Below are 18099 nucleotides of genomic sequence, written 5' to 3' on the forward strand. Positions count from 1 at the left end.
ACTCCTCGACCGCTTCGAACAAGACACCGCCTATACCCTGGTTCGTGCGGGTGTCGTTCCCACTCCTGTCGACGCACGTCGTGTCGCGGGTGTGAGTGCTGGTGTGGTCGATGTGGTCCTGGCCGCGCCGGACGTGCAGTGGGCCGGTCGCACCACCGTGAACCCGGTCCACCGCCTCGGCGGCCCCCGAGACTGGGTAGGCGAGGGCCGGAATGCTTTTCACCCCCCGACAGGTGCGACGCTGACCCCGGTCGACGCCGAACGCGTCGACCTGGCGGTCCCGCTGTTCGACGAGAAGTTCGTCCGTATCCGGATCACGGTCACCGAATCCGCCCGCACCGGCGGCAGCCCCGTCGTGACCACTGAGGACGCGAACGCCGCGATGTCGGAATTGCTGGCTGTCGCGGCGGGGCAGTGGCTACCGGAAGTTCGCGACGGCGTCGCCCATATCGAAGTGCCGTACTCCCCCGACCTCGTCGCGGACCACGCGGGCGCCACATCCGCGGACCTGCCCCCGACACTGAGCACTGTCGGACGATCCGTCCCGGACGTACTGGTCGGCGCCTGCTGGCCCGCGGTCTTCGCGGTGCTCGGCGCCACGCGTACGAGCGAGGGCGTGAGTGTCATCGAAGGTTTGCTCGATCTGGTCCATCTGGATCATCGGATCGCACTGGAATCCGAACTGCCCTCCCGCACAACACCTCTGGACATTCGCGCCGAAGCGGGCGAATCCCTCGATACCGAACTCGGCCGCGTCGTGGAGGTGCGAGTCGTCATAAGCGTGCCCGACAAGGGCGGGCGATCGACCACAACGGTGGCGAATCTGACCGAGCGTTTCGCGATCCGCGGTCGCACCGGCGGCGCCGAGGTCGCGGACCCGCCGCGCGCCGGTGGAACGCTCGGGCCGGCGGCGGTGGATACGCCGCGTCGCCGTCGCCGCGATGTCACGGTGGCTACACCGCGTGCCATGCATGCGTTCGCGGCGGTGTCCGGTGATCACAATCCGATTCACACCAGTGATTCCGCGGCGAAGTTGGCGGGTCTGGGTGCTCCGATCGTGCATGGTATGTGGTTGTCGGCCGCGGCTCAGCATGCGGTGTCCGCGGTCGACCCGGACAGTTCGGTTCCGGCTCGCACTCTGACCGCGTGGACTGCTCGTTTCCTCGGTATGGTCCGTCCGGGCGCGCGGATCGATGTGCGTGTGGAGCGGGTCGGGGTGGACGGGGGTAGTGAGATTGTCGAGGTGTCGTGTCGTGTGGGTGGGGATTTGGTGATGGTGGCGACGGGTCGGACCGCTGTTCCGAGGACGGTGTATGCGTTCCCGGGTCAGGGTATTCAGCGCAAGGGTATGGGTTTGGAGGCGCGGACGCGGTCGCGGGCGGCCAAGGCGGTGTGGGATCGTGCCGACAAGCACACCCGTGAGGTGTTGGGGTTCTCGATTCTGGCGGTGGTGCGTGATAATCCGAGGTATTTGAAGGCGCGGGGTGTGGAGCATCGTCATCCCGATGGTGTGTTGCATTTGACGCAGTTCACGCAGGTCGCGATGGCGACGTTGGGTGTGGCGCAGGTGGCGGAGTTGCGTGAGGCGGGGGTGATGGTCGAGGGGGCGATGTTGGCGGGGCATTCGGTGGGTGAGTACAACGCGCTCGCGGCGGTGGCGGGGGTGTTGCCGTTGGAGGCGGTGCTCGAGGTGGTGTTCCAGCGTGGTTCGGCCATGCACGAGTTGGTGGCTCGGGATGGTAAGGGTCGCAGTGATTATCGGATGGCCGCTATTCGTCCCTCGCAGATCGGTTTGCCCGATGAGGAGGTCGTGTCGTTCGTTGGCGGGGTCGGTGCGCGGGTGGGTGAGTTCCTCGAGGTGGTGAATCTGAATTTGCGGGGTTCGCAGTACGCGATCGCGGGCACGGTCGCGGGTTTGGAGGCGCTCGAGGTCGAGATCGAGCGTCGTCGTGTGGAGTTCGGTGGTAAGCGGGCGTTCATTCTGGTGCCGGGTATCGATGTGCCGTTCCATTCGACGGTGTTGCGTAAGGGTGTGGCGGAGTTCCGGCACAAGCTCGAGCAGTTGTTGCCCGAGGATCTGCATCCGGAGATCCTGGTCGGGCGTTATATCCCGAATCTGGTGCCGAAGCCGTTCTCGTTGGAGCGTGCCTTCGTGGGTGAGATCGCTGATCTGGTGCCTTCGGAGCCGTTGCGGGCGGTGTTGGCCGATTTCGATGGGTGGTCGGCGCGTCCGAGGCAGTTGTGTCGGGTGGTGTTGATCGAGTTGTTGGCGTGGCAGTTCGCCAGTCCGGTCCGTTGGATCGAGACCCAGGATCTGTTGTTCACCGATACCGGCCGTGGTGGGTTGGGGGTGGAGCGGTTCGTCGAGATCGGTCTCGGTGCGACTCCGACGGTGGCGAATCTGGCGAGTCAGACCTTGAAACTGCCGGGTTTCGCCGGGACCACGGTCGAGGTCCTCAATATCGAACGCGACGCCGCGGTCGTCTACTCCACCGACACCGATCCCGCCCCGGTCGAGGAACCCGAAGACACCACCCCCACAACCACCCCCACAACCACCCCCGCCGACACAGCCGCCTCAACCGCCACCGACACAGCCGCTGCTGCGGCGCCCGCGCCGGTGGCCGCGCCGGTGGCGGTGGCGGTGGCGGTGGGTTCGGGTGGTCCGCGGCCGGAGGACATCGCGTTCACCGCCGCGGATGCCACGCGGGTGTTGATCGCGTTGTGGACGAAACTGCGTCCGGATCAGATCGGGCCGGTCGATACCATCGAGGGGCTCTGTGATGGTGTGTCGTCTCGCCGTAACCAACTGTTGGTGGATCTGGGTGCGGAATTGTCGTTGGGGGCGATCGACGGCGCCGCCGACGCCGACATGGGTGCCCTGTCGGTGACGGTGCAGCGTCTGGCCCGTACCTACAAGCCGTTCGGGTCGGTGTTGTCCGATGCTATCGGTGATCACCTGCGTAAGGTGTTCGGTCCCTCGGGTAAGCGTCCGGCCGCGATCGGTGATCGTGTGGAGAAGGTGTGGGGACTCGGTGGTGGGTGGGCCCATCACGTCACCGCCGAGGTGTCGTTGGGTACCCGTGACGGTGTCAGTGTGCGTGGTGGTGAGCTGGGTGGGTTGAGTACCGGCCCGCTGCCGGACGCCGCCGCGGTCGATGCGGTCATCGACGCCGCGGTGCAGTCGGTGGCGGCCCGCCGCGGTGTCACCGTCACCCTGCCCACCAGCGGTGGTGGTAGCGGCGCGACCGTGGACGCGGCCGCGTTGGGTGAGTTCAGCGAACAGATCACCGGCCGTGACGGTGTGCTGGCCAAGACCGCGCGGGTGATCCTGACCGAACTCGGCCTCTCCGAACAGGTCTCCGCCACCGAACACACCCCCGACACACTCACCGATCTGGTATCGGCCGAACTCGGCTCGGACTGGCCACGCCTGGTCACACCGGTCTTCGACCCCCGCAAAGCGGTCTTGATCGACGACCGATGGGCCACCGCACGCGAAGACCTCGCCCGACTGTGGCTGGCCGAGGACACCGAGGACGTCGCGATCGACGGATTCATCGGCGCGGGCGAAGCCGTCGCCGCCCAGGCCAACTGGTGGCGCGAGCGGGCCAAGCACGAGGCCCGGTCGGTATTGGCGGGCGTGTACGAGCGCATCGCCGAGGCGGCGGCGCAGACCGAGCAGCCCGGACAGTGGTCCTCCGACATCGCGGTGATCACCGGTGCGAGCAAGGGATCCATCGCGGCGGCGGTGACCGGTCGCCTGCTCGGCGGCGGCGCGACGGTGATCGTGACCACCTCGAGCCTGAACGACGAGCGACTCGGCTTCTACCGCAAGCTCTACCGCGAGAACGCCCGCCAGGGCGCGGCACTGTGGGTCGTACCCGCGAATATGGCCTCATACCAGGACATCGACGCGCTCATCGAGTGGGTCGGCGCGGAGCAGGTCGACAATGCGGGCGGCGCCAAGGTCAAGATCAAGGACGCCATGACCCCGACCCTGCTGCTGCCGTTCGCGGCGCCGCGGGTGGCGGGCGATCTGTCCGACGCGGGGGCCCGCGCCGAGATGGAGATGCGGGTGCTGCTGTGGTCGGTGGAACGCCTCATCGGCGGACTGTCGGTCCTCGGCGCGGACCACGACGTGGACTCCAAACTGCATGTGGTGCTTCCGGGTTCGCCCAACCGCGGCATGTTCGGCGGTGACGGCGCCTACGGCGAGTCGAAGGCCGCGCTCGACGCGGTGGTCGCCAAGTGGCGGGCCGAGAAGTCCTGGGCGGCGCGGGTCACGCTGGTGCACGCGCTCATCGGCTGGGTGCGCGGCACCGGGCTCATGGGCCACAACGATCCGATGGTCGCCGCGGTCGAGAAGGCGGGCGTGCAGACCTGGTCCACCACCGAAATGGCCGACGAGCTGCTCAAATGGTGCACCGCGCGTGCCCGTCAGGTGACCGCTTCGGGACCGCAGCAGATCGACCTGACCGGCGGACTCGCGCGCGCCAAGCTCGATCTGCCCGCCTTGGCCAAGCAGGTCGCCGAGGAAGCCGCGGACGAGGCCGAGGAGACCACCGCCGTGACGATCGCGGCGCTGCCCGCCCCGCCGACCCTGAGTTCGGCGCTGCCGGTGCCCGAATGGGGCGAGGTCAGTGCCGACCTGTCCGACATGGTGGTCATCGTCGGCGCGGCCGAACTCGGCCCGTACGGTTCCTCGCGGACCCGTTTCGAGATGGAGGTGGCCGACGAACTGTCCGCCGCGGGCGTGCTCGAACTGGCCTGGACCACCGGCATGGTCACCTGGGAGAACGATCCCAAGCCGGGCTGGTACGACACCGAATCCGGTGACTTCGTGCCCGAATCGGAACTCGCCGAGCGCTACCACGACGCGGTGGTCGCCCGCTGCGGCGTGCGCCGCTACGGCGACGACGGCGCCATGGTCGACAATGCCGCTCCGCTGATGACCTCGGTCTTCCTGGATCAGGATCTGTCGTTCACGGTGGGCACCGAGGCCGAGGCCCGCGCCTTCCACACCGCCGATCCCGAGCACACCGTGATCGTGCCCGTCGCCGACTCCGGCGACTGGACGGTGACCCGCAAGGCGGGCACCGAGATCCGGGTGCCGCGCAAGGCGAAGCTCTCGCGCACCGTCGGCGGCCAGATCCCCACCGGCTGGGATCCCACCATCTGGGGTATCTCCGCCGATATGGCGGCCTCGGTTGACCGGGTCGCGCTGTGGAATATCGCGTGCACGGTGGACGCTTTCGTCGGGTCGGGATTCAGCCCGGCCGAGCTGATGAGCTGGGTGCACCCGAGCCTGGTCGCCAACACCCAGGGCACTGGAATGGGCGGCATGTCCTCGATGCGCTCGCTCTACATCGACAATCTGCTCGGCGAGTCGCGGCCGAACGACATCCTCCAGGAGGCGCTGCCGAACGTGGCGCTGGCGCACGTCGTGCAGTCCTACGTCGGCAGCTACGGCGCGATGGTGCATCCGGTGGCGGCGTGCGCGACCGCGGCGGTCTCGGTCGAGGAGGGCGTCGACAAGATCCGTCTCGGCAAGGCCGATGTCGTGGTCGCGGGCGGCTACGACGATCTCGGCATCGAGGGCATCGTCGGCTTCGGTGACATGTCGGCCACCGCGGATTCGGCCACCATGAGCGCCAAGGGCATCAGCGACCGGTACTTCTCCCGCGCCAACGATCGCCGTCGCGGCGGATTCGTGGAATCGCAGGGTGGCGGCACCATCCTGCTGGCACGCGGCGACATCGCGCTCGAACTCGGCCTGCCGGTGCTCGGCGTGATCGCCTACGCGCAGTCCTTCGCCGACGGCGTGCACACCTCGATCCCGGCCCCCGGCCTTGGCGCGCTGGGTGCGGGCCGCGGTGGCCGCGAATCCCGATTCGCGGCCGAACTGCGCAAGCTCGGTGTCTCCGCGGACGACATCGCGGTGATCTCCAAGCACGACACGTCGACCGCGGCCAACGATCCGAACGAGTCGGAACTGCACGAGCGCCTCGCCACGGCGATCGGCCGCACCGACGGCGCACCGCTGTTCGTCATCTCGCAGAAGTCCCTCACCGGCCACGCCAAGGGCGGTGCGGCGGCCTTCCAGCTGATCGGCCTGTGCCAGGTGCTCGAGAACGGGGTGGTGCCGCCGAACCGGAGCTTGGATTGCGTGGACGACAAGATGCGGGAGTACCCGCATCTGGTCTGGGCGCGCGAGCCGCTGCGCTTCGGCGAGCGGTTCCCGCTCAAGGCCGGTCTGGTGACCTCGCTCGGCTTCGGGCACGTGTCGGGTCTGCTGGCGGTGGTCCATCCCCAGGCGTTCGTCCAGGCCATCGAGCCGGGTCGGCGCGAGGAGTACCAGCGTCGGGCCGAACAGCGTCAGCTCGCCGGGCGGCAGCGCTTCGCCGAGGCCATGTGCGGCGGCGCGCCGCTGTACGAGCGGCCCGCCGACCGTCGACTCGGCGGCGAGGGCACCCCCGCGCCGCAGATCCGGCAACTCGAGGCGGACATGCTGCTCTCGGCCGAGGCTCGCTTGGCCGAGGACGGTGTGTATCGGGCGAACGGGTTCGGTTGCAATACCGGACAACTCGGGGTCGACGGTTCGGCTCCGGTCGGGCCCGCGGCATCGTAGGCTGGCGGTCTGTGACGATCCTCGGTATCGGATTGGACTTGGTGACCATCTCCGAGTTCTCCGAACAGCTCGAACGTGTCGGGACGACCATGCTCAGGGAGAGCTTCACCGCCGGTGAGCGGCGCTACTGCCAGAGCAAGGGCACCGATCCCGCACGGAGTTACGCGGCGCGGTGGGCGGCGAAGGAGGCGGTGCTCAAAGCCTGGGCATCGTCCCGGTTCGCCCGCAGCCCGCAGATCGGCGACAACCCGTATCCGCTGATCGAAGTTGTCAACGACGCCTGGGGCAGGCCGAGCATCAAATTGCACGGCCTCGCCGCGGAATTCCTGCCCCGGGTGCAGGTGCATCTGTCGCTGACCCACGACGGCGACACGGCGGCGGCGATGGTGGTGCTCGAGGATCCCGGTGAGCTGGCCGATCTGATCGAGGGCCACACGAACTGAATCGACAGCGACGGAAATTCACGCAGGCGGACGAGCCGGACCGGTTCGTCCGCCTCTTCCGTATCGCTCAGCGTCCGCTGGCGGTGCGGGATTCCTTCTCCGCGACCAGCAGATACGCGACCATCAGACGCTTGAGTTCGGAAACCGCCTCGGCATTGCTCTGATCGTCCTGCACCGAGAAATTCAGCATCGAATAGACCACATGGACAAGCACTTCGGCCATCATGGTGCGCCGGGCGCGCGGCGTGCGCGGGGTGAGCGGGCGCAGCATCTGCGACACCACTTCGGCGAATTCCTTCTCGTGGATGGCGCCGGTGGCCCGCGTCGACGGGGTCGACTGCATGGCCAGCCACACCTCGCGGCGCGACGGGTCGGTCATCCAGAGATTGGCGAGATGGTCCACGAACTGGTTCATGTGGCGCAGCCAGTCCAGGGAGGGGATCTCGCCGTGGAAATCGGCGAGTTCCCGGGATACCGCGACGAGGTCCTGGCGATTCAGTTCACAGACGATGACGTATTTGTTGGCGAAGAACTGGTAGAGCGTGCCGATCGGCACCTCGGCCCTGGCCGCCACTTCTTCACAGGTGAATGACTCGAATCCGACCTCGACCAGCAATTCCCTCGACGCTTGCAGCAGCGCGTCGAATTTGCGCTTGCTGCGTTCCTGCGTCGGGCGGCGCCGCGGCATGAGCTCCTGCGGGTCGTCCTGCAGCTCCAACGCGGGGTCCAGGTGCCGCTTCGCCCTGGCCTCCGTGTGCACATCCACCCACCCAGGCTAGCGGTACCGACACGCACACGACACGCGCACTCGGTTACTGTGTTCGGTTCTGTCACATTTCATGACCCATCCGGAACCTTTCTCGTGCCGAAGACATAACCGAGCGTGCGTGGATTCGCATCGCGCGCGTGGCACGGGGCATCCCGCGCAGGCGGGGTCGAAAGTGAAAGGGACTCGGGGGTTTCGCTGGCTCTCGAGCCGAGCAAGGCACGGACCGATTTCGCACGGGGAAGGCATATCTGTGGTAGCTCGATCTGTGGTCACTCTCGGCGTCTCCACCGAACGCGGCGCCGTCCACGCGGTAGCGTTGGCCGATTCCGGCGAGCAGCTACCCGAGCGTGTACTTCTGCACCGGGTGGCGCGCACCCGCGGAGACACGAAGGCCGATGTGGCCGAAGCCGTCGAAACGGCATTGGACCAGGTCGCCGCCGAAATCGGTCCTGAGCAGTGGATCGCGGGCACGGCGGTGGTCTACCGCGACGCGGCCGAACGCCGCGCCATCGTCACCCGGCTCGCGTCGGGGCCGTGGCATTCGACATCGCTGGTGTCCACCAAGTCCGCGCATCTGAGCCTGGCCGGGATGATGACCGGACTCGCCGAATTCGACCATCTGCTGATCTGCGAGGTCGTGCCGGGGTATCAGTCGTTCACGCTGGTGGACCGGGCGCGCAGCCGGGTGCTGGCCGCGACTTCGCAGTCGGGTGTCGCGACCAAGGACACCCTCGGCATCGCGGTGACAGCGGCCTGGGACCAGCTCGAGGCGGCGGCGGTGCGCCCGGACGCGGTCGTGCTGATCGGGTCGGCCGCCGACGCCGTGGTGGTGCGCGAGGCGCTGACGGGATTCGGCGCGCCGGTGCTGCCGTGCCCGATCGCGGTTTCCGCGCCTGCCGCGGGCGCGGCCATGTCGGCCATGTCGGATGTGCCGGAAATGGTCGACGCCGCCGAACCGCCCGACTCCATGCGCTACGGGCGCGGGACGGCGGCGCTGCTGGCCGCGGCCGGTGTGCTGGCGTGCGGACTCATCGCGGGCGGGGTCTACACAATCGACACCCTGTCGACGCCGAAAACCGCGACGGTCGCCGAAATGGGTTCGCTGCCGGAGCCCGGCGGCAGTGGCAAGCCCTCGACCGGCGGCACGCCGACCCAACCGGGCGTGGAAACGGGGCGCGCACCCGTGACCGGCACGTCCTCGCGGACGGATGAGTCCACATCGGTCCCGGTCGACTCGGCCGTCTCCGTATCGCCGTCCACGACGCAGTGGTGGACGGCGCCGATGCGCCTCGACCAGCCCGCGCCCGCGCGCGAGTCGGAGAAAGGCCCCGAGGCGCTGTTGCCGGGCGCCGGGGTGCCGGGGCAGACCAGGATCGGCGCGCCCGACGCCACGATGCTCTTCCCGGGCGAGACCCCGCCGCCGCCCGCCTTCACCCCGGAGGCGCAGCAGTGGTGGGACAACCACTTCCGCCTGCTCATGCAGTGGGCTTCGGAGCAGTTCACCGGCGAGCACAGCCAGGGCGGCGCCGGTGCCGCACAGGGCGCCGGGGCGCAGTCGGGCGCCGACCAGGTCGCGCCCGCCCGGCCCGTCGTCGAACGGCACGAGGCGTCGGAGCCCGTGTACGGCCGCCATGCCGCCGGACGGCATGCGGCCCGCTGACCGCGCGCGGGTCCGGTAGCCGCGCGGCTACCGGACCCGCGCTTTCGATCAGTGCGCGGTGCGGCGGGCGAACAGCGCGCCCGCGGCGAGGTAGCCGACCAGGGCGATGCCCGCGCACCACGCCACCGCGACGATCGCGCTGTCGCCGATGGACGAGCCCATCAGCAGCCCGCGCACGGTTTCGATGACCGGGGTGACCGGCTGGTGTTCGGCGAAGTGGCGCAGCCAGGTCGGCATCGATTCCGGCGGCACGAAGGCGCTGCTCACATAGGGCAGGAACATGAAGGCGAAGGTGAATCCATTGGCCGCCTCCGCATTCCGAGCCAGCAGTCCGAGCGCCGCCGCCAACCACGACAGCGCCAGTACGAAGATCGCGATCATGCCGAGGGCGCCCAGCCAGCGCAATGGATCGGCGGTGGGGCGGAAACCCAGTGCGATCGCGACCACGATCACCAGGCCGGTGGTGATCATATTGCGGATCAGACTCTCCGCGACATGTCCGGCGAGCACGGCCGAGCGGGCGATATCCATCGTGCGGAAGCGGTCGATGATGCCGTCGTTCATATCGGTGGACAGGCTCACCGCGGTGGTCGCGGCCCCGAATCCCGCGCACAGCAGGATTATGCCGGGCACGACGTAGTCGATATACGGGCCGGGGCCGACGTCCATCGCGCCGCCGAACACGTAGACGAACATCAGCAGGATCATGATCGGCAGCGCGACGGTCATGATCATGGAATCCGGACTGCGCAGGGTGTGTCGGATATTGCGGTCGAGCATGGTGACGGAGTCCTTGGCGGCGCGCAGCGGGCGGGACAGGGTGGTCATCGCGGACTTCTCGTTCCTTGGAGGCGGTCAGGCGACCGGTGCGGGGCTGGTGGGGTGGCCGGTGAGCGCGAAGAAGACGTCGTCGAGGTCGGGTGTGTGCACGGTCAGCTGTTCGACCGTGATGTCGAGTTCTTCGAACCGGTCGAGCAGGCGTTTGACATCGCCCGCATTGCCGTCGGAGGGAATGGTCAGGGTCAGCTGATCGGGCTCGGCGCTGCCTGCCCGGTCCGCGACTGCGATCGTGGCGGCGTCGAGTTGGCGCTGATCGCCGAAGCGCAGGCGGATGTGGCCGCCCGGGGCGCGCTGTTTGAGTTCCTTCGGGGTGCCCTCGGCCACGATGACCCCGTGGTCGAGCAGGGCGACGTGATCGGCGAGTTGATCTGCTTCCTCGAGATATTGCGTGGTGAGGAAGACCGTGACGCCGTCGGCGGTGAGCCGTTGGATCACCTGCCACAGTTCGCGGCGGCTGCGCGGGTCGAGTCCGGTGGTCGGTTCGTCCAGGAAGATCAGGTCGGGTTCGCCCATGAGGCTCATGGCCAGGTCGAGACGGCGACGTAGACCGCCGGAGTAGGTGGCCGCGCGCCGGTCGGCGACGTCGGTCAACTCGAAGCGGTCGAGCAGTCGCGCGGTGCGCTCGGCGATCTCGGCGCGGTCCAGGTGCAGCAGGCGTCCGGTGAGTCGCAGATTCTCGGCGCCGGTGAGCACGTGGTCGACGGCCGAGTACTGCCCGGTGACGCCGATGCGCCCGCGTACGGCGGCGGGTTCGCGCAGTAGATCGTGGCCGAGTACCCGCACCTCGCCGCTGTCGGGACGGGCAAGGGTGGCGAGTATGCGGACCAGGGTGGTCTTACCCGCGCCATTCGGGCCGAGCAGCGCGAAGACGGTTCCGGCGCGCACGGACAGGTCGATGTCGGCGAGGACGACGTGGTCGCCGAAGGCTTTGGTGAGGTGGCCGACGGTCAGGGCGGGGATTGGTTCGGGTGGCATGAGCTCTCCTCGTAACTGTTTACCTTATAAACTGAATGTATAAGGTAAACAGTTGTGTGGCGCAAGGGTGGCGAGTGACGCGCGGGGACGACCCGCCAGAATGGGCGAATGTGCCGTGCTACGGCGAGCGAGGAGAGGAGTCGGGAACGCGATGGCGAAGTCGGAGGAGGCCGCGATACCGAAATCCGTCGCGCTGCTGTGGGGTCTTGATATGCCGGGCGGGCGCGGACCCCGGCGTGGTCTCACCCTCGGTCAGATCCTCGACGCGGCCGTCGAGGTCGCCGACGCCGAGGGATACTCGGCGCTGTCGATGAACCGGGTGGCCAAACAGCTGGGCTTCACGGCCATGTCGCTGTATCGGTACGTGGACAGCAAACAGACACTCATCGACCTGCTGCTCGACTGGGTGATCGGTACACCGCCCGCCATCGCGCCGGGCACGTCCTGGCGCGACGGCCTGCGGCAGTGGGCGGTGGCCGAATACGAGGCCATCGACCGCCATCCGTGGTGGCTGGAGATCCCGATAGCAGGCCCGCCCATGGGGCCGAACAACCTGGCCTGGCTGGAATCCGGGTTGGCGTTGCTCGCCGAGACGGAGGTCCCCCCGACCGACCGGCTGCAACTGGTGATGAACCTGTCCTTCTATGTCATGGGCAGGATGCGGTTGGCGCGCGTCCTCGGCGTCGAGGACGCCGAGGACGACGACTACGCCGAGGTGCTGCGTCAGATCATCGACCCGCGGCGGTTCCCCCATGTGGTCGCCGCCTTCGCGGTCGAGCCATTCGCGGACGAAGTCGATTGGCACCGTGCGGATTTCGAATTCGGACTGGATAGGATGCTGGACGGTTACGAGATATTCGTGCGCGGTCGGGCGTGAACCGACACGGGTGACCGCCGCTCCGACTCAGACCGAGAGGTCGCGGCGGAGTTTGGCGACGTGCCCGGTGGCGCGCACGTTGTACTGGGCGAGCTCGATACGGCCCTGCTCGTCCACGAGGAAGGTGGAGCGGATCACCCCGGTCACCGTCTTGCCGTACATCTTCTTCTCACCGAAGGCGCCCCATTCGGTGAGCACCCGCTTGTCCGTATCCGACAGCAGCGGGAAGGTCAGGTGCTCGGCGTCGCGGAACTTGGCCAGTTTGGCGGGCTTGTCGGGGGATATGCCGATCACCGCGATGCCCGCGCCCTCGAGTTCGGCCAGATTGTCGCGGAAGTCGCAAGCCTGTTTGGTGCACCCCGGGGTACTCGCGGCGGGGTAGAAGTACACGATCACCTTGCGGCCGCGGTAGTCGACGAGCGAGACCTCGTTGCCGTCGGCGTCGGGCAGCGTGAACGCGGGGGCGGTGTCGCCGGGGGCGAGTCGTTGGTTGTCGGTCACGTCCTGCACGCTAATCCACCCGGCCGACAACCGGAGAAGTCGACACCGCGGCGACGGATACACTCGCATCCGAGCCCCGGTGCTCGGCGGACGGCTGTGGTTCGGGCCCGGTCCGCGCCCGGCGGCACGCCAATCCGACAGGAGGACATTTACGTGGCAAGGGATACCGACCGGATCGAGCGGGATATCGAGGAGGCCCGCGCGCGGCTGGCGAGCACGCTCGATGAGATCGCGACGCGCGCCGATCCGCAGCGGATCGCGGACGACACCAAACATCTGGTGCTGGCGAAGCTGAACGAGCCGAAGGTCAAGTACACGCTGATCGGCGTCGGCGCGGCCGTTGTCGGTCTGGTGCTGCTCAAGATATTCCGCTGATCCGGTCGAGAAGACAAAAACACCCGGTGCGGGCGAGCCCGCGCCGGGTGTTTTCTTTTCGGTGGTATCAGACCGTCGGGCAGGCGAATCCGTCGCCGTCGGGATCCAGGTGCGGGCCGTATCCGGGCTCGCCGCGGAACAGGGGGGCGCGGCCGGCCGCCCTGGCATCGTCGCAATTGTTGAAGGCGCCGCCTGCCGAGCCGGTCTGGGTGAGCCCGGCCGAACCGGTCGCGGCCACGCCGGTATCGATCGCGGAAGAGCCCGTCCCCGCCGAGCCCGTGGGCACGGCCGAGGCGAGCGGAGCCGCGAGGAGGGTCAGGCCCGCGGCGGCGGCGCTGACGGTGAGCCGTCGAACGTTCATGTATTCCTCTGTGTCTGCTGCGGTGGATGTGGCGTCATGTCGGGCGACGCCGCATCCACCTTCGTGACGTGCCGTCCCGTTGTCAACCGCGCCGTCCGTGATCCGAGGCGGTACGAACGCCGCCGAGTGGTTTCGGAGTCGGGTTCCAGCGGCATTCCGCTGTGGTGCTGGGATGTAACTGTTTGCTCGGGCGGGAATTCGTGAGATTCACGGCGATCTCGGCGCGGGGGTTGTGGCGAAAGGTTGTCACAGCTCCAGCGGGTCGTGATGGGATCGGACGCCGCGGCCCGCTGTGGCCGGTGCGATTTGCCTGAAATCAGCTGCATCGCCGGTCGGTGGCGGTTCTCGGGTGCGGCCGCCATTGCGGGAGAATTCGCGAACCGCGTTGCCGCGGCCGGATAAAACGTATGCGATTGCTGTAAACTGTTGCGGCCACGGCACTTTGCGGCGGACTGTTTCGCCCGGCGGAAGTCGTGCGCGGTCGCCCGGCGAGATTGGTGTCCATGTCAACTAATCGAGGGTTAGGGTCGTACCCGTGGTGCAGTGGTTGAGCGAAGACGAACAGCGGACCTGGCAGGCATATGTGCGGCTGCGCCAGCGCATGGACGCGGCGCTGACCGCGGGGCTGGCTCGCGACGGTCTGTCCTTCGCCGATTACGAACTGCTGGTGGCCCTCTCGGCCGCCCCCGAGGACTGCCTGCGCGCCAAGGACCTGGCGGCGGAGGTGTGCTGGGAGAAGAGCAGACTGTCGAAACATCTGGCGCGTATGGCTTCTCGCGGACTGGTCGAGCGCAGTCCGGCCGCCGACGACGCGCGCGGCATTCTGGTGCGCCTGACCCAGGCGGGCCGCGCGACCATCGAACGGGCCGCGCCCAATCACGTCGAGTTGGTGCGCGAACTGTTCATCGCGCCGATGACCGCCGAGGAGGCCGCGGCGCTGCGCTCACTCGCCGATCGGGTGGTCCCGCAGGCCGAGGAGGTCACCAAGTCCGACGAGGTCACGAAGTCCACGGTGTGACCGGCGGCTTGATCCACAGGATCTTCTCTTCGGCGTGCGGCCGTCCCGCGGCCGGATGACCGGGATTGCGCGCCGCCCACGCGCGCTTCTCGTCGAGCATGCCTGCCACGACGGCCCAGGTCTCCTCGGTGCTCGGCGGATTCGTCCCCGCCGCCCGCGCCAGCTTGCGCTTGGTCGCGGCCGGTAGTTCGAGCATCTCGGCGCCGCTGATGTCGCGATCCCACAGGTAGATGGCCAAGCGGCGCGCCTTCTCGGCGCGGCGGCTGACCGACGCGTCGGTGTGCGCGTAATCGGCCACGCCGAGCATCGTACGCCGCGAGCCCCCACCGTCGATCGGCGTCGATCGACCGCGGGGGCTCGTGCGGGGCGGGCGGATCAGTACGCCGAGTTGACGTTGTCCATCGATCCGTAGCGGTGCGCGGCGTAGTTGCAGGCCGCGACGATGTTCGACACCGGATTCCAGACGTCGAACGGGGTGCCCTCGACGTGGTAGGCGGCGAAGGTGGGGTCGATCACCTGGAGCAGTCCCTTGGACGGGATGCCCTTCGCGGCATTGGAGTCCCACAGGTTGATGGCCTGCGGGTTGCCCGTGGACTCGCGCATGACGTTGCGGTAGATGCCGTTGTAGGTGCCAGGGATGCCCTTGGCGGACATGATGTCGAGTGCCTCGCGGATCCAGCCGTCGAGGTTGTCCGGGTAGACCGGCGGGGCGGGCGGCGCGGGCGGCGGCGGCGCCGGGGCGGGCATGGGCGCGGGGATCGGGTCCGCGACCGGAGCGGCCTCGGGGGCGGGCGCGGGCGCCGGGATGGGCGCCGCGACCTCCTCGGCGATGACCGGCTGCTGGTCGGCGACGATGGCAATGCGAGCGGGGACGCTGTCATCGGCCATCGACACCGCGGACGAGACCGCGACGGCCACGAGGCCCGCCGCGGCCACGGCGAAGGTGAAGCCCTCGCGCAGGGTGGTGCGGCGAACTCGGGAAAAGCGTCGATCAGGCATTGCGGTATTTCCTTCTTCGGGGACAAGGACCGATTCGCCCGCGACGAGGCAGCGCGAATCTCGGGTGAGTCGCCATACCGGGCGCTCACCGTGCGAGCAGATGTGTGCTGTTGTGGGATTTGGTTGTTGGGGGACACGGCGGTCCCCGACACGGCGCCGTTCGGTACGGCGGTGTCGGCCTGCGCTACGCGCATTCCCGTTCCGCGGCTCAGCGCGGAACTCCACACTCGAGGTGGATTCAGGCGGAAGAGCGGGGGATCGAGAATCCGTTGCCGGATACACTCGGCGACCGATGGTGTCCTTGCGGACTGTGGCCGTTATTCCGAGTGCGAGTTGATAACTCCTCGGTCCAACCAAACTTCAGGTCTGTTCGCGACCTGATTGCAGAATGGTCACGGTAGTTGAACGCAAGGTAAACGAAATCTGAACAGATGGTGCGAACGATCTTGGCAAGCCCAGGATGGACGGCAAAACCGGGATGTATGCAGGGAGTTTGCCGTTAAACCGCATGTGGTGTAGGTCACAGAACTTTTTGGGTAAAGCTGGCGATTTGCCGGGCAATGACCCGAAATTCATGTCCGAATTGTGGCCGGTGATGTCACGCGGTCATATCGCCGTTATCGGATCGCGGCCGTTCCGTGCTGCTCGGAATCGACGGGATGTACCGTGACCAAGTCGACACCTGTGTGTTATCTGACTATTCGTCGCGTGCGTGACGGTCCGTTCGGGCGACGTGAACGGGGTGGCATGTGGGGGAAGGCCCGGGAGCGGGTGCGTTCGAGCAGCATCTGTCCGAGGATCAGGGCGAGGGGTTGGGTGAGGTCGATCCCGCGCGGCGTCTGGCGGGTGTTCTCGATGGCGGTAGCCGCCTCGCACCGAACAGACGAATATTGAGCGTGGCCCGATGCACTGCTGGCGCTCCCGCCAGGCCCTTGGCTTGGCTGGTTGGCGCGCTATCCGTACTTCTTCTGGAGTAGTTGGTGGACTTCTCGCCAGTCGATTCCGGTGGGAGCTGCGGCGAGGACCGCGCCGAGTAGTCCGAGCCGGGCGGTGCGGTCGGCGGGGTCGTCTGCCATGACCAGTACGTCATCGAAGAAGGTGGTGAGTGGGTCGATGATGTTGTGGCCGTGGCTGATCCAGTCGGTTAGTGACTTGCCGTCGTTGACCGGTGCGGTGCCGAGTGCGGCCAAGAGTTGTTGTTCGGCGGGGCTGGTGAGCCGTCTGGTGTCGTAGCCGGTGGGTGCGTCGGCGGGCAGGATGCGCATGATTCTTTGCAGCCCCTCCGCGAGAGCGCCGAGCCGGTCGTCCGCGGTGGCTGTGAGGATCTGTCCGATCAAGCAATCCGCGCGGTACGGGGAATGGGCGGAGGGGCGCACGGCAGCGATGAGTCCTGGATCGACGGACTCGTCGCGGAGTCGTTGTTGGTAGCGGGTGGTGATGAGTTCCTCGGCGGTGGACAGGACGACGGGCTCGACGGTGAGGCCCTGGTCATGGAGTTGGTCGGCAGCGATTGCCAGGCCGACAGGGATGGTGATCTTGTCGAGCTCGGGGTGTTTGCGCAGGATCGCCAGGATCCCGGTTGCGGCTCGGCGCAGGCCGTAGCGCTTCCTTCGGGTGTCCTAGAACACAGTGCTCGCCGACAATGACCGCCTCACCGAGCTGAACAGGACCATATAGCTGCTGAGGGGTCACGAGAGCAGCGCGGACTGTTCAACCAGCCACTCGACAGTCGTGGTGATCGCCTCGTCCTCACGCTCGCGCGAATCGAAACCATGATCCGAATCAACGACAGTGTGCAGCATCGTATGAGGACGGGCCTGTGCAGCCTCAGCAGCTATTTCGTAGGAGACGGCCGTATCACGGTCACCATGCACAACCAGCGACGGCACCGTGCTGTCGAGGAATCCCGCCAATAGGTCGTGGTGCGCGAACTCGGTGAACAGTACACGCCCTAGCTCGAATTCGCCGTCGACGACCAGAACGCCGTTTTCGTGCAACAGCTTCCGCTGCGACGGCCCGAAGTTCTGTATGCCCCAGGGCAACTCCGGTTCCAAGAATGTGGCTCGCAGATCGAGAACCGGATTCCACAACACCAGCCGATCGAGCCGCTCCGCCAGCCAGGGAAGCGACAGCACCGTGGACACTGCTCCGAAACTTGCCGCCACGACCGAGAGCCGGCCTGGAAACCGTTCCTGTGCGAAGTGGACCGCCGCCTCGAGATCCAAGCACTCCCCGGCAACGGTGACACCCCGCTGGGTCCCCCCGCTGTTGCCGTGACCGCGGAACGAGAACCGGACAACATTGAATCCCGCGGCAGCCAGACCTCCGGCCAACCGCACGAACATCCCGCCACCCTCGTCCATGTCCACAGTGATCCCGTGGACCAGCAGCACCGTCCCCCGTGCAAGACTGGCCGCGGCATGAACAGCCGCGTCCAGACGAAGACCGTCCACCGACTCCACCGTGAGGCTCTCCACCGAGACGTTCCCTCCGCTCACTTCTCGGGCGCGGACCACAGTGCGTCCATCGTCTCGTGTGACACCGGACGACGCAATTCCTCATCAGAGGCGAAGGCCATGTTCACAATCGTTCGGCGACCCCCCTCTGTGTCAACCTTGGATGAGGCAGGATGTGTCGAGGTAACTTTGGT

At 67.4% G+C, this 18099-nt stretch carries 17 protein-coding genes; 7 read left to right on the plus strand and 10 right to left on the minus strand.

What is annotated here, in order from left to right:
• Both APZ21_RS12310 and acpS read left to right on the plus strand, forming a co-directional pair.
• A partial coding sequence (locus APZ21_RS12310; RefSeq protein WP_054813424.1) for a type I polyketide synthase occupies positions 1-6631 on the plus strand: 6631 nt, incomplete at its 5' end.
• Positions 6632-6642: 11 nt separating this feature from the next.
• A complete protein-coding gene (gene acpS / locus APZ21_RS12315; protein ID WP_054813425.1) occupies positions 6643-7074 on the plus strand; it encodes a holo-ACP synthase AcpS in 432 nt (143 codons plus the stop codon).
• 67 nt (positions 7075-7141) lie between these two features.
• Here acpS and APZ21_RS12320 read toward each other — a convergent pair whose 3' ends face one another.
• Positions 7142-7762, minus strand: coding sequence for a TetR/AcrR family transcriptional regulator (locus APZ21_RS12320; RefSeq protein ID WP_239476594.1), 621 nt, complete (start codon positions 7760-7762; stop codon positions 7142-7144).
• A gap of 331 nt (positions 7763-8093) precedes the next feature.
• On the opposite strand from APZ21_RS12320, the gene APZ21_RS12325 reads away from it, so the two are divergent.
• The gene (locus APZ21_RS12325; RefSeq protein ID WP_156371035.1) at positions 8094-9503 is read left to right on the plus strand and encodes a DUF7159 family protein; all 1410 of its coding nucleotides are present in this window, start codon (positions 8094-8096) and stop codon (positions 9501-9503) included.
• 48 nt (positions 9504-9551) lie between these two features.
• Here APZ21_RS12325 and APZ21_RS12330 read toward each other — a convergent pair whose 3' ends face one another.
• Together APZ21_RS12330 and APZ21_RS12335 are read right to left on the minus strand one after the other, a co-directional pair.
• Complete coding sequence (locus APZ21_RS12330; RefSeq protein WP_054813427.1) at positions 9552-10331, minus strand: ABC transporter permease; 780 nt, start codon at positions 10329-10331, stop codon at positions 9552-9554.
• A 27-nt stretch (positions 10332-10358) separates the two neighbouring features.
• Positions 10359-11318: an ATP-binding cassette domain-containing protein gene (locus APZ21_RS12335; protein ID WP_054813428.1), complete on the minus strand. Its 960-nt coding sequence runs from the start codon at positions 11316-11318 to the stop codon at positions 10359-10361.
• Positions 11319-11469: 151 nt separating this feature from the next.
• Here APZ21_RS12335 and APZ21_RS12340 point away from each other — a divergent pair, with 151 nt between their 5' ends.
• Positions 11470-12195 (plus strand): TetR/AcrR family transcriptional regulator, encoded by a 726-nt coding sequence (locus tag APZ21_RS12340; protein WP_054813429.1) that lies wholly within the window; start codon positions 11470-11472, stop codon positions 12193-12195.
• A 27-nt stretch (positions 12196-12222) separates the two neighbouring features.
• Here APZ21_RS12340 and bcp read toward each other — a convergent pair whose 3' ends face one another.
• Complete coding sequence (gene bcp / locus APZ21_RS12345; protein ID WP_054813439.1) at positions 12223-12696, minus strand: thioredoxin-dependent thiol peroxidase; 474 nt, start codon at positions 12694-12696, stop codon at positions 12223-12225.
• 153 nt (positions 12697-12849) lie between these two features.
• Between bcp and APZ21_RS12350 the strand changes: the two genes are divergently transcribed.
• A complete protein-coding gene (locus APZ21_RS12350; protein WP_054813430.1) occupies positions 12850-13071 on the plus strand; it encodes a DUF3618 domain-containing protein in 222 nt (73 codons plus the stop codon).
• Between the two features lie 67 nt (positions 13072-13138).
• Here APZ21_RS12350 and APZ21_RS12355 read toward each other — a convergent pair whose 3' ends face one another.
• Positions 13139-13432: an excalibur calcium-binding domain-containing protein gene (locus APZ21_RS12355; protein WP_054813431.1), complete on the minus strand. Its 294-nt coding sequence runs from the start codon at positions 13430-13432 to the stop codon at positions 13139-13141.
• Positions 13433-13967: 535 nt separating this feature from the next.
• Here APZ21_RS12355 and APZ21_RS12360 point away from each other — a divergent pair.
• A complete protein-coding gene (locus APZ21_RS12360; protein ID WP_054813432.1) occupies positions 13968-14450 on the plus strand; it encodes a MarR family winged helix-turn-helix transcriptional regulator in 483 nt (160 codons plus the stop codon).
• Here the strand turns inward: APZ21_RS12360 and APZ21_RS12365 are convergent.
• The 3 genes from APZ21_RS12365 to APZ21_RS12375 all read right to left on the minus strand — a co-directional run bounded on the left by APZ21_RS12365 (position 14431) and on the right by APZ21_RS12375 (position 16786).
• Positions 14431-14757, minus strand: coding sequence for a hypothetical protein (locus APZ21_RS12365; protein WP_054813433.1), 327 nt, complete (start codon positions 14755-14757; stop codon positions 14431-14433). The two genes, APZ21_RS12360 and APZ21_RS12365, sit on opposite strands and share 20 nt — an antisense overlap.
• 68 nt (positions 14758-14825) lie before the next feature.
• Positions 14826-15449: a transglycosylase SLT domain-containing protein gene (locus tag APZ21_RS12370; protein WP_054813434.1), complete on the minus strand. Its 624-nt coding sequence runs from the start codon at positions 15447-15449 to the stop codon at positions 14826-14828.
• Positions 15450-16402: 953 nt separating this feature from the next.
• Complete coding sequence (locus APZ21_RS12375; RefSeq protein ID WP_054813435.1) at positions 16403-16786, minus strand: hypothetical protein; 384 nt, start codon at positions 16784-16786, stop codon at positions 16403-16405.
• 21 nt (positions 16787-16807) lie between these two features.
• On the opposite strand from APZ21_RS12375, the gene APZ21_RS33970 reads away from it, so the two are divergent.
• Positions 16808-17095: a hypothetical protein gene (locus APZ21_RS33970; RefSeq protein ID WP_054813436.1), complete on the plus strand. Its 288-nt coding sequence runs from the start codon at positions 16808-16810 to the stop codon at positions 17093-17095.
• A gap of 42 nt (positions 17096-17137) precedes the next feature.
• On the opposite strand, the gene APZ21_RS12385 is transcribed toward APZ21_RS33970, so the two are convergent.
• The gene (locus tag APZ21_RS12385; protein ID WP_054813437.1) at positions 17138-17926 is read right to left on the minus strand and encodes an alpha/beta hydrolase; all 789 of its coding nucleotides are present in this window, start codon (positions 17924-17926) and stop codon (positions 17138-17140) included.
• A 17-nt stretch (positions 17927-17943) separates the two neighbouring features.
• Positions 17944-18099: HalD/BesD family halogenase (locus tag APZ21_RS36310; protein ID WP_420845273.1), on the minus strand; the 156-nt coding region annotated here is incomplete at its 5' end.

It is taken from the genome of Nocardia arizonensis, assembly GCF_001310275.1.
In the GTDB taxonomy this organism is placed as follows: Bacteria; Actinomycetota; Actinomycetes; order Mycobacteriales; family Mycobacteriaceae; genus Nocardia; species Nocardia arizonensis.